General features: G+C 50.6%; 12 protein-coding genes and 1 pseudogene. 4 read left to right on the forward strand and 9 right to left on the reverse strand.

What is annotated here, in order from left to right:
* Positions 1-144: 144 nt before the first annotated feature.
* Positions 145-2508, reverse strand: coding sequence for a putative bifunctional diguanylate cyclase/phosphodiesterase (locus ACSV5M_RS21220; RefSeq protein ID WP_439178836.1), 2364 nt, complete (start codon positions 2506-2508; stop codon positions 145-147).
* Between the two features lie 289 nt (positions 2509-2797).
* On the opposite strand from ACSV5M_RS21220, the gene ACSV5M_RS21225 reads away from it, so the two are divergent.
* A complete protein-coding gene (locus tag ACSV5M_RS21225; RefSeq protein ID WP_439178838.1) occupies positions 2798-3367 on the forward strand; it encodes an STAS domain-containing protein in 570 nt (189 codons plus the stop codon).
* A 169-nt stretch (positions 3368-3536) separates the two neighbouring features.
* Here the strand turns inward: ACSV5M_RS21225 and hisC are convergent, their stop codons facing one another.
* Positions 3537-4589 (reverse strand): histidinol-phosphate transaminase, encoded by a 1053-nt coding sequence (hisC, locus tag ACSV5M_RS21230; RefSeq protein WP_439178840.1) that lies wholly within the window; start codon positions 4587-4589, stop codon positions 3537-3539.
* A 330-nt stretch (positions 4590-4919) separates the two neighbouring features.
* On the opposite strand from hisC, the gene ACSV5M_RS21235 reads away from it, so the two are divergent.
* Both ACSV5M_RS21235 and ACSV5M_RS21240 read left to right on the forward strand, forming a co-directional pair.
* Positions 4920-5816 carry a carbohydrate-binding protein gene (locus ACSV5M_RS21235; protein ID WP_439178842.1) on the forward strand — a complete coding sequence of 299 codons (897 nt, stop codon included), beginning with the start codon at positions 4920-4922 and terminating at the stop codon, positions 5814-5816.
* A gap of 323 nt (positions 5817-6139) precedes the next feature.
* Positions 6140-7336 carry an aromatic amino acid transaminase gene (locus ACSV5M_RS21240; RefSeq protein WP_439178845.1) on the forward strand — a complete coding sequence of 399 codons (1197 nt, stop codon included), beginning with the start codon at positions 6140-6142 and terminating at the stop codon, positions 7334-7336.
* An 8-nt stretch (positions 7337-7344) separates the two neighbouring features.
* Here ACSV5M_RS21240 and ACSV5M_RS21245 read toward each other — a convergent pair whose 3' ends face one another.
* Complete coding sequence (locus ACSV5M_RS21245; protein WP_439178846.1) at positions 7345-7857, reverse strand: mechanosensitive ion channel domain-containing protein; 513 nt, start codon at positions 7855-7857, stop codon at positions 7345-7347.
* 120 nt (positions 7858-7977) lie between these two features.
* Here ACSV5M_RS21245 and ACSV5M_RS21250 point away from each other — a divergent pair, with 120 nt between their 5' ends.
* On the forward strand, positions 7978-8700 hold the full coding sequence (locus ACSV5M_RS21250) for a glycerophosphodiester phosphodiesterase (RefSeq protein WP_439178849.1): 723 nt from the start codon (positions 7978-7980) through the stop codon (positions 8698-8700).
* 219 nt (positions 8701-8919) lie between these two features.
* On the opposite strand, the gene ACSV5M_RS21255 is transcribed toward ACSV5M_RS21250, so the two are convergent.
* The 6 genes and pseudogenes from ACSV5M_RS21255 to ACSV5M_RS21280 all read right to left on the reverse strand — a co-directional run.
* A complete protein-coding gene (locus ACSV5M_RS21255) occupies positions 8920-9204 on the reverse strand; it encodes an SCO4402 family protein (protein WP_439178850.1) in 285 nt (94 codons plus the stop codon).
* A 2-nt stretch (positions 9205-9206) separates the two neighbouring features.
* Positions 9207-9398, reverse strand: coding sequence for a hypothetical protein (locus ACSV5M_RS21260; RefSeq protein ID WP_439178852.1), 192 nt, complete (start codon positions 9396-9398; stop codon positions 9207-9209).
* Positions 9399-9509: 111 nt separating this feature from the next.
* Positions 9510-9773 (reverse strand): annotated as a pseudogene (locus ACSV5M_RS21265) (RHS repeat-associated core domain-containing protein); the annotation flags it as partial.
* A 12-nt stretch (positions 9774-9785) separates the two neighbouring features.
* Entirely contained in the window at positions 9786-10238 is a 453-nt protein-coding gene (locus ACSV5M_RS21270; protein ID WP_439178853.1) for a hypothetical protein, read from the reverse strand.
* Between the two features lie 58 nt (positions 10239-10296).
* Complete coding sequence (locus ACSV5M_RS21275) at positions 10297-10596, reverse strand: hypothetical protein (protein WP_439178855.1); 300 nt, start codon at positions 10594-10596, stop codon at positions 10297-10299.
* A gap of 78 nt (positions 10597-10674) precedes the next feature.
* Positions 10675-11322 (reverse strand): RHS repeat-associated core domain-containing protein (locus ACSV5M_RS21280; protein WP_439178857.1); only part of this gene is annotated, 648 nt, incomplete at its 5' end.

Below are 11322 nucleotides of genomic sequence, written 5' to 3' on the forward strand. Positions count from 1 at the left end.
ACGCATTCACCCGGCTCGGGTGTTGAAGTTGGTAGCTAATCAACTTCTTCAGAGAGATACAAGGTCGGATTAGCGCAGCGTAATCCGACAATGTCTCAAAAAACCGCGTCGGATTACGCTGCGCTAATCCGACCTACGAGATGGTCAGGCGCCTACCTTTAAGCTATCCAGCTTCACGACGTTGCCGTCAAACGCAAACTTGCCGCCGTGGAAATGGCTTTCAAATTGTTTGGGCGATAGCGGTTTGGCATAGAGAAAACCTTGCGCCTGGTCGCAACCCTGTTGGCGCAACCATTCGGCCTGGTATTCCGTCTCCACACCTTCCGCCACCACTTTCAATTGCATGCCGTGCGCCAGGCCAATAATCGTTTTGGCGATGGCGGCGTCGTTGTGGTCGTCGTGGATGTCGTGCACAAAACTGCTGTCGATCTTGAGTTTCTGAATCGGAAAACGCTGCAAGTAAGCGAGCGATGAATAACCGGTACCGAAGTCGTCGATGGCGAGAAACAAACCCATCTCATTTAATTGCTTGAGGTGATTGATGGTTTCGCCGGCGTGCTCCATTGCGCAGCTTTCGGTGATTTCCAGTTCCAGGTATTCGGCATCAAGTTGGGTATCGCGCAGAATCGCTTCCACCTTGCCGGGAAAATTTTTCTGGCGAAATTGACGCGGAGACAGGTTCACCGCCATCTTGCCTACGCGTTTACCACTGTTGAGCCAAGCTTTTTGTTGACGACAGGCTTCGCGCAAGACCCACTCACCGATAGGCACAATTAAACCGGTCTCTTCCGCGAGGGGAATAAAATGCGCGGGCGAAACCAGTCCACGTTCCGGATGTTGCCAGCGCACCAGCGCTTCCACACCCATCAGCTCACCGGTCTGTAAATCGATCTGGGGCTGGTAATGCAAAATCAATTGTTCCTGCTCTACCGCGCGGCGCAAATCATTTTCCAACAGCAGGTAATTCACCGCTGTAGCATTCATCCCTTTCGCATAAAACTGGCAATTATTTTTGCCCGCCTCTTTGGCTTTATACATGGCGATGTCGGCGTTCTTAAGCAGCTCATCCGCATCGGAGCCGTCGTCGGGGAAGATACTCACGCCGATGCTGACCGTGGTGGTAATTTCATGGCCGCTGATCTCCAGCGGGCGTGCGAGGGTGACCAGTAATTTATTGGCGACGAAGATGACATCGTCAATATCGTGCACGCCTTCGAGCACCACCACGAACTCATCACCACCGAGTCGCGCCACGGTGTCCATATCGCGCACGCCTTCATTAAGGCGCATGGCAATCGCCTTTAATAATAAATCGCCGGAATCGTGCCCGAGGCTATCGTTGATAATCTTGAAGCGATCAATATCCAGCAGCATCAGCGCTACCTTGCTGTTACTGCGCCGTGCGCGGGCAAGGCCGTGGAAGATGCGGTCGTAAAATAAAGAGCGGTTAGGCAAAGACGTCAGCGAGTCGTGGAAGGCCATGTAATTGAGGCGCGACTGCTGTTCACGCAGTGCGTTTTCCGCCAGCTTGCGCTCCGAAATATCGGTGCCGATGGTACACACACCGAAGACTTCCGACTCTTTATTACGCAACGGAAACTTCACTACCAGGTAGGTATGCAAGGTGCCGTCTTTATGGAGTAAATCCAATTCTGTTTCAAAGGTTTGCTGTTTATTGCGCGCGGCTACATCAATGTCCCACATCGACTGGGCAATGTCCGCCGGGTATACGTCAAAGACATTTTTCCCCACAAAGCCTTTCTCATCGATATTCGCCATCAATTTGAAATGCTCACTGGCGAGTACCACATTGCCATCCAGATCCTTGACCGAAATAAGCGCGGGCGAATAACGCAGTATCGCGTTGAGGTAGGTTTCGCTGGCCCAGAGCGCCTGCTCGGCCAAACGGAAACGTTCGGCTTGCTCTTCATGCCGCCACATCTCGATCACCTGGCGAATAAGTAGCGAACTGAACGTCCATACGGTATCCAGTTCCGCCACGGCTTGTTGCAGCTGCGGCAAGTCGCGTTCAGTTTCGATGTAATACACCGCGATGGTTTTTTCTTTTTCCAGGATGGGATGCAGGTAGCAGGCGCGGCAGCCTTTCTGGGTGTCTTTTTCGCCGAGGGTATTGATGTGGTCGCTATCCAATGCCTGGGCATGGCCGAGCAGAAACGTTTCGCGAATTTTTTGTTGCGGCAGATAATTTAAACGCGAGAGCGCGGTCGCTACACCACTGACCAAAGGTTCCGGTGCGCGTTGGCAAGCGATGGCTTCAACGTATAAGTGATTATCGCGCTCAACGATCAGCACGACCCGACTGACGATCGGTTTAACCACCACCAGCTTGACCAGGCGTTCGGCAATCTGTTTGTGATTCAGGTCGGTGAATAGTTGTTGAAACTTCTTGATGAGTTCAACGGCTGTATTTTTATTCTGCATATTCGCCCAAGTCGATGCCCAAGTCAGTTGACCAACCGGCTCCAGCAGTGATCCGGTATCGATCACCAGTTAGATTCTTTTCGCATCACCAACCGGCGGGCCAGGGGCAATGGTGATAAAAAATTCAGGTAATGCCGGTAAGTTATTGATTGATCAGTACTAGTTGTGACGGCAACCTTACCTGATTTTTTCATCGCCGCAAAGGATTTATGCGCCACACAAGGTAACTCTGGCTATACTCAGCAGGTATCGAATAAATAATGTTCAATTCGAATCAACGTGGCCGGCTTCAGCCATCCAGAGGCCGCCATAGCAGTAAGAAACCCGCTACTTGCGGCTTGCTCCGGAGGCAGCCATGCGACCACCGGTTCCTTTCATTGACGAAGAACTCATCCTTCGTGACGGTGAACATCCCGGGGAAACCACCTCTCATGGGCAGTTGATTAATGAGGTGTTGAGTACCGCCGGGGAAACCAGCAGTTGGGAAGATTCCATCCCCGCCGTCGCCACCAAACGCCGCGCTGCCGCGGTTATCAAGGGTGCGGCAAACGCCCGGTCCGTTCATAAATCGGCCACCGATACGGGTCCCCATATTGATTGGATTCCCATAAACAACGGACACGGCTTGCGGATTAACATCAGCGGCACGATTGACCAGACACTGCGCCGGGAGTGGTTGCGATTGTTGCGGGAAACGGCCAGCAAGGACGTGGATCAGTTTGAATTCAACCTGACCCGCACGCCGACATTGAATATGACGGGCTTGGGGATGTTGCTGCTGTTCAGGGAGCAGAAACGTTCACAGCGGCAGAATATTACCTTGTGCCATTGCAATCGGCAGGTGTGGGAGTTGTTGCAGTGGACGGGGATGGATCGGTATTTTGTGATTCAGGGGGCGACGCTGGAGGAGAAGGTGAAGTCTTGAAGATTAATATTTCAGCTTTGGGAGAGATGTCCTTCGTAGGCCGTTTGCCATTAGGGCTTATGTGTCGAAAACGCATGAATACATCCCTGTAGCTCCCTCAAGTCGTCCCTGACTTGAGGGTTTCGAAACATAAGCCCTAACGTCAAACTCATATTGTGCCAATTGGCTACTAAATAACCGCTTTCAATACCTCAACCAACCGCTCCATTTCCTCATCCGTCCCGATCGTAATCCGCAAAAATTTATCAATGCGTGGAGCATTAAAGTAGCGCACCAGGATTTTGTGTTCGCGTAATGTGGCGGCCAGGTCCGCTGCATCGCCTGTCGGTTGAGCCAGGACAAAATTGGCTTGGGATGGCAGTACGGTGAAGCCGAGTTCCTGTAATTGCCGGGTTGTCCATTCGCGAGTGGCGATGACTTTGTCGCGGCAGGAGCGGAAGTAGGTTTCATCTTCAAACGCGACTACGGCGGCGGCTTCGGCGAGGCGGTCGAGGGGGTAGGAGTTGAAGGAGTTTTTGACGCGGTCCAGGCCTTCGATCAGTTGTTTGTCGCCGATGGCGAAGCCTACGCGCATGCCGGCGAGGGCGCGGGATTTGGAGAGGGTTTGTACGACTAACAGGTTGGGGTAGCGGTTCACCAGGGAGGCAGCGGTTTCGCCGCCAAAGTCGATGTAGGCTTCATCGACCAGCACCACGGTTTGGGTATTGCGTTGCAGTAACGTTTCTATGTCCGCGAGCGGTTTGCCGATGGCGGTGGGGGCATTGGGGTTGGGGAAGATAATGCCGCCGTTGTCCGTCGGGTAGTCGGCGAAGTCGATGGTGAAGTCGTCGCGCAACGGAATTTTTTGGGCCGCGATGCCGAATAACTGGCAATAGACTTTGTAGAAGCTGTAGGTGATGTCGGGGAAGAGCAAGGGTTTAGGCTGCTGGAAAAATGCCATAAAAGACAATGCCAGCACTTCATCGGAGCCGTTGCCCACGAACACGTTTTCCGGTGTTACGCCGTAGTAATCTGCCAAGGTCTGTTTGAACCTGCGGGAGTTTGGGTCGGGATATAACCGCAAACGCGCAATGGCCGCTTCATCCAATACCGCATGCACCCGTGGCGAGGGCGGATAGGGACTTTCATTGGTATTGAGTTTGATCAAGCCATCAATCTGCGGCTGCTCACCGGGCACATAAGGTTCCAGTTGGCGCACCACCTCACTCCAGAACTGCGACATAGTCAGACAAAGCTCCTGCATTAGGATAAAACGAGGCGCAGAGTATACCTGATCGCCTCCCTTATCGTCTGAGCAGCCTTTTAAACTGGCGGTTTATGAAACGCCTCGCATCCCGTCATCCCTGATAGAAAAGTATCTGACCTTCATAGAAAAGTGTCTGGCACGACCGACTCGCTCAGGCAGACTTACCTGAAGCGCCAGAATAGGCGCGGGCTTTTTCCCCTGACGACAATTCGCTTTTACCTGCCGCTTTCACTGCTGCCGCGCAACAGGCTGCATAACATCCGCACAACACTGAGGGTCATAACAATGCATTTCAGGTTCATGCCAATGACTGTGGTAAAAACATTAACACTCGGCGCCGGTGCACTACTGGCTGCGCTGTCGCTGAGCGCCCAGGCCGTCGTGTTCCAGGCCGAGAGCTATACCTATTTCTACGATACGACACCAGGCAATACGGGCGGTGCTTACCGTAGCGATGATGTCGATATCGAAAACGCCCACGATACCAACGGCGGTTACAACGTCGGCTGGATAGAAACCGGGGAATGGCTGGCGTATACCAATCTCACTATTCCGACCACCGGCAGCTACATCGTCAAGTTGCGCGTGGCCAGCCCGTCCGGCGCAACCGCCTCGGTGGATTTGAACGCGGGCGCCATCCAACTGGGAACCTTCCAGATCGGCGCTACCGGCGGATGGCAAAACTGGACGACCGTATCCAAAACCGTAACCATCGATGCCGGCACCTATAACCTCGGGGTGTTTGCCCAAACAGCCGGCTGGAATTTCAACTGGATCGAGATCACCCCGGCTGGCAGCACTAACAATCCTGACTGCGGCAGCACCTGGTACCGCGCCAACCTGACCCACTACGAATCCTACCCCGATCCCGGCAGTGATGAATGCATCCTTTACAACGGCTGTATGTGGGCCGGACAGTTCTATGGCTTGAATGGCGTGCAACCGGAGTCCTGGGTGATGGCAAATAACATTGCAGCGGTGCACCTGAAGGATTGGAATTGGATGGGTATGAAGACGATTAATCTGCGTCAGGGCAGCCGTCGGATTACCGCCAAGGTGTATGACGGTTGTTCAGATTCTGATTGTAATGGGTGTTGTACGGCTAACCTTGCGGGTGATGGTTATTTGATTGATCTGGAAAAGTACACGATGCAGCGCTTTGGGTCGGGTAGTGGCATTGTAGAGTTCCAGGTTTGTAATTGATTCTTCGCTCAAGCGGAGCTGAACAGCACAGTACTCCGTAGTTCGTTTGTCATTAGGGGATTCGTTTCGAAAACGCATGAATACATCCTTGTAGCTCCCTCAAGTCATCCCTGACTTGAGGGTTTCGAAACGAATCCCCTAACGCCAAACTTGTATCGTGCAATCATGCATGACCCATTCCCTAGTTAGTATGTCTCCTCCTGAATGACCTCCCAAACTGAATTAGCTTTTTCGCTACAGTAACCTTGAGCACCTGTTAAACCGAAAACCTGAGCGTATAATCAGCCCACTTTTTCATACGCCCATAACGTTTCGGAGTCACCATGTTTGAATCCCTGCCTTTGCTGCCCGCCGATCCTATCCTTGGCCTGAGTGCCGCGTTTCAGCAAGATACCAACCCGAACAAAGTCGATCTGGGCGTGGGGGTGTATAAAAATGATGCGGGGGTGACGCCGGTCATGGCGGCGGTGGCGGCGGCAGAGCGGTTGCGGCTGAACCTGGAAAATACCAAGGCTTATACCAGTCCGGCGGGATACCCCGGTGCTAACAACGCGGTGGTGGGGTTAGTGTATGGGACCGGTCACACGGCGGTGTCGGATAATCGGGTTCGCACCATTCAAACACCCGGTGGGTGTGGCGCCTTGCGGGTGGCGGCGGAGTTTATCCAGCGCGCCAAACCCGGTGCTACGACCTGGGTGAGCACGCCGACCTGGGCCAACCATATTCCCCTGCTGGGCAGTGCCGGTTTAACGCTGCGCGAGTATCCTTACTACAACTACGCTACCCACAGCATCGACTTCGATGCCATGGTGGCTTGCCTGAATAACGTGCCCGCCGGCGATCTGGTGCTGCTCCACGCGTGCTGCCACAACCCCAGCGGCGCGGATCTGTCGCGCGAACAATGGCAGGAGGTTGCACGGCTGGCCCAGACGCGCGGCTTTGTGCCATTCGTGGATATGGCGTATCAGGGATTTGGTGAAGGGCTGGATGAAGACGCCTACGGTATTCGCCTGTTGGCGGAGTCGGTGCCCGAGCTGATTATCGCAGCCTCGTTCTCCAAAAATTTCGGTTTGTATCGCGAACGCGCCGGCACGCTGAGCCTGGTGTTCGCCAATGAAACCCAGGCCAATGCAGGCATGAGCCAATTACTCAGCGTTACGCGCGGCCTCTACTCTATGCCGCCCGCCCACGGCAGCGCCATCGTGGATATCATCCTGCACAACAGCGGACTGACCCGGCAGTGGCAGGAAGAGCTGGGCCAGATGCGCCAGCGCATCCAGAACCTGCGCGCGGAACTGGTGAGTGCACTGAATCAGCGACAGGGTGAACGGGATTTCAGCTTTATCGCCCACGAACGCGGCATGTTTTCATTTCTGGGTTTGAGCGTTGAACAAGTGCATCGACTGAAAAATGAATTCAGCATCTACATGACCGATACCAGCCGCATCAGCGTTGCTGGCTTAACCACGGAAAAAATGGCCTATGTCAGTCAGGCCATTGTTAACGTCTTACGGGCTTAAGCTGCGCTTTAATGTTCCTCAATGACTGCCGGTGGTAATGGATGCTCTACTTTTAATACCGCCTTTTGCAGAATCAGCGTGTTGGGATAGGTGACGATGTTGCCATCCTCACGCTTAAGGATGACGTGGAACATGCTGATCTCGTCGATGATTCCGCTCATGTCGTCGTCTTTATCAAGGATCTTGATGCGGTCCCCTACCCGGTAGGGAAAGCCAAAAAAGATAATCATGCTGGCGGTGATATTGCTCAGAATTGACCACTGGGCAAACAAGGCAACGCCGACTACCGCGAAGATGGACGAAAGAAACACCGAGACCTCGCTGTAACCCAAACCGAGGATCAGACACACCACCACAATGCAACAAAACACCAGCCCGATATTCATCAAGCGCGTGACGTAACGCACCCGTAAATCACCCAACATTTTCTTGATGCTGCGCTCGCGAATAATCTTGTGCAGGATTAACGACACCAGATAAAACGCAACGATACAGCCGAACACCAGAAGTAATTTTGTCATCGAATTGCCACTCTCTTGCGGGATCACTCTCGGATGGTTTACTGCTACCATAGGACCAGTTTTGCAACAGCCTGTTGAGCGTTGCGCAGTATAGCGTTAGTTAACCTGAAGGTAGCTGGAATGGCGTCACTTTTTTGCATTGCCCACCGCGGCGGACCAATTCACCACCAACACACCAGCCCCGAAAACAGCCTGGAGGCCATTCGCCGCAGCCTTGCGCTGGGCGTAGACGCGGTAGAAATCGACATCTGGCAAATCGGCGGCGAACTGATCGTCACCCACGACCGCCGGCTCGGGCGCCAATTAAAAGGCAAAGGGTTGCTGATTGAAAAATCCCTTGCAGAAATCCGCCAGCTGACACTCGAAAATGACGAACCCGTTCCCACCTTGCGCCAGGTACTGGAGCTTGTCGGTGACCGTGCCCTGCTCAATATTGAAATCAAAGGCCCGAACTGCGTTCCCGTATTGGTTGAACAATTAACGTCTTTTACACGGGACCATCAACTGACGCAGGAACATTACCTGGTATCAAGCTTCGACCACCAACAACTGTTCCAGATGCTGCAAAGCGCACCGCACATCAAACGCGGCGTGCTGGTAGAAGGCATTCCCTACAGCTACGCGCAATGCTGCGATGAATTAAAAGCTTATTCGTTCAATACCCATCTGGGATTTTTAAACCAAGACATGATTAACGACGCTCGCCGTCGCGGTTTAAAAAACTGGGTTTATACCGTTAATTATGAAGAGGACTGGCAGTGGATGTTGGACTTGGGGGTGGATGGGGTGTTTACGGATAGGCCGGAGGCGTTGTTGGAGTTTAATCGTCGGCAACCTCGCTGATGGAGAGAGGCTGTAATTAAATCTTTCGTAGTTGTTTATCATAACCCAACCGGAGGGAGGGACACACAATTACACAGATTTAACTACAGTCTCTTTTATTAAGTTATTAGCGGAACGCCACTCTCGCTAATTTTTTTAATGCACATGAGGCATTATCAACCACGCTCTCCCAATAGGGATGAGAAATAAATTTATATTTACCCGAATCACCTAAATCAGCTAGTATTTTTTTAGAGCACTAGTAACCCCAGAAATTACCCTTACCTCATCAATATCAAAAAGAATTTGGCCAATACAGCCTTCAGGATCTACAGCAAGATCTGTGTCATCAAAAAAGAAATGATATATCTCATCAATATCAAATTGATCATGAGCAGTGTCTGGCGAATTGAGATAATTACCTTGAAATCCAACGTCAGATAATTCTTTTAAAAATAGAAGCAGGTCAGATCTTATATTAGGATAACTTAAATCCGCCCATTTATCTGGATATACAATCGACATCTTTAAGATCTCCTTTTCAACCATTCATCTAATGGAATATGTGCTTCTGGTGTTTTAACAGGTTTTAGGGCTTCAGGTGTTGGCTTGATTTCTTTTCCTTCTGCATCAATGGTTTTACCTACCTTTTGCTCAACCACATGATCAACTTTTTGCCGAGGCAAACTATGATCAGGGTTACCTTTATCAACACGCACTCTGTCACACCTATCATTTGGATCTTGAAATCTGGATCCTGTTTTTTTGCTATTAGGCTCTTCCGTCCAGCCTTTAAGACGCTCTCTAACTTTTCCAATCGTTTATTGTATCTATAGGTTCGGTATGCAGAAGCTGCTTAAATGCAACATTCCCCCCAAACCGCCATCAACAGCCGATGTTGCGCCCGTTATGATGACCGTTCTTGCCACTTCAGCATGACCATTCGCTTCCGCAGTCTGCTGCATTTCTTCCATCCCAGGCCAATATCCATACATCCCCGTCGGGTCCGTCATGTTTACCGGATCATTTCCCACATACGCATACTTATTCATATGACCTGCGTAAAAAATCGGATCAGTCTGCAAAAAGCGTCCAAGCTTCGGATCCTACATCCGCGCCTTGTAATGAAACAACCCCAGCTCTTTAAACCAGATTTGTCCCGTATAACCAAAGCGATCCAAACTGGTGGATTTGGGAATCCCAAAACTGTCATAGGATAGCTTTTGTGTTGCAGCACCCGAACTATTGGAATGCGCAATAACGCTGCCCTGATGATTCGCATGCAGATAACTACGATAGGAAGAGGCCGTACTATTGGTGGTGTATTGAACCCAGGGCTCATCCACTTGGTCGCCGTGAATGTAACGGCGAGTCAATGTGCCGGCGTTGTTGTATTCGCCAACAAGCGCATCGCCGTCATACAAAATTGAGTGACAACACCCATTTATCGTCGACTGATGCAAGCGCCCCAGCGGATCGTATTGAAAACTGGACGCGTTAGCCCCCGAGGTCGCCACCAGACGATTTCCATCGTATGGTGTAAATGGTTGAGCCGTCATTGATGAGGTTGCCGTTCGTATCGTATCCGAGCGGCTGTCCATTAATGGGGGGACGAGGTTATTTTTTTAATGTATCAGATTCATTAATTTCCTTTATTTTTTCTATATCAGTAGAATCACTTGTGGCTGAGCTTTCCTCCTGTTCTAGTTTTTCATTTTTTCCAACTCTAAATACAAAAACAAAGTAAACATTTGCTGCCATTAAAGAAAAGTAATAAACAACTCCCATCCAGAAAAATATAGGCTCATCTCGCCTCGAATACATGTTGCCGCGGGAAATAAGCAATCCATTTTCTAATATTTCGTAAATCTCTGTGGAAAAATATGCAGCAATCATTATAAAAACAGATCGCAGCATGTACACATATTCCCTGCTGGTATATATCTTAATTAAACGAGGTCTGTGAAACATGAATGTCACTTAAAAATTATGTTGTTAATCATTGCAGCCACCTTTCTCTGCGCCCATGCCACCACAAATTCTTACAATCCCAGAGCTCATTCCCTGATCACTATTGCCTGAAGCATTGGTTGAATTACCATTTGTACTGACTGAATTACTCATCATGTTATCCACACTTTGATTAACCCCTATGTCCGAAATGCCTGCTGCTGCATCAACTATTTTACTACCCGCTTCATCCAGATTTTTGATTGCTTTAACTGCCTCTGCCACTCCATCAATTTTTCTGCCGACACCAAGAGTTACTGCTTCTTTAGCTAATTCTTTACCTGGGTTATCACTGGTGACTGCTGACGCAACACCCGTTGTGGCAGATATATAGACTAACGCTGGTGAAGCTGGAAGGCACAGCGCTATACAAACTACAGAAGCAGTACCTGTAACAAAGGATGCACCTCCAGAGACTTTACTAAAGCTGGGGGTTTGCGTCGGCCTGAGTACGCCTGGAATCCCGTAACCATGCATAGATTTAATATTTTGATAGTTTTCAGGCAACATACCCCACATACCAGTAGGATCAATTTTATTAACCGGATCATTTCCCACATACGCATACATATTCATCTGGTCTGCGTAAAAAATCGGATCAGTCTGCAAAAAGCGTCCAAGCTTTGGATCGTA

The sequence above is a fragment of the Cellvibrio sp. ARAG 10.3 genome, assembly GCF_051846955.1.
In the GTDB taxonomy this organism is placed as follows: domain Bacteria; phylum Pseudomonadota; class Gammaproteobacteria; order Pseudomonadales; family Cellvibrionaceae; genus Cellvibrio.

Coding starts and splice junctions, on each gene's coding strand:
- ACSV5M_RS21225 (WP_439178838.1), top strand. CDS start 2,798: ATGCGACCACCGGTTCCTTTCATTGACGAAGAACTCATCCTTCGTGAC.
- hisC (WP_439178840.1), bottom strand. CDS start 4,589: ATGTCGCAGTTCTGGAGTGAGGTGGTGCGCCAACTGGAACCTTATGTG.
- ACSV5M_RS21235 (WP_439178842.1), top strand. CDS start 4,920: ATGACTGTGGTAAAAACATTAACACTCGGCGCCGGTGCACTACTGGCT.
- ACSV5M_RS21240 (WP_439178845.1), top strand. CDS start 6,140: ATGTTTGAATCCCTGCCTTTGCTGCCCGCCGATCCTATCCTTGGCCTG.
- ACSV5M_RS21245 (WP_439178846.1), bottom strand. CDS start 7,857: ATGACAAAATTACTTCTGGTGTTCGGCTGTATCGTTGCGTTTTATCTG.
- ACSV5M_RS21250 (WP_439178849.1), top strand. CDS start 7,978: ATGGCGTCACTTTTTTGCATTGCCCACCGCGGCGGACCAATTCACCAC.
- ACSV5M_RS21255 (WP_439178850.1), bottom strand. CDS start 9,204: ATGTCGATTGTATATCCAGATAAATGGGCGGATTTAAGTTATCCTAAT.
- ACSV5M_RS21270 (WP_439178853.1), bottom strand. CDS start 10,238: ATGACGGCTCAACCATTTACACCATACGATGGAAATCGTCTGGTGGCG.
- ACSV5M_RS21275 (WP_439178855.1), bottom strand. CDS start 10,596: ATGCTGCGATCTGTTTTTATAATGATTGCTGCATATTTTTCCACAGAG.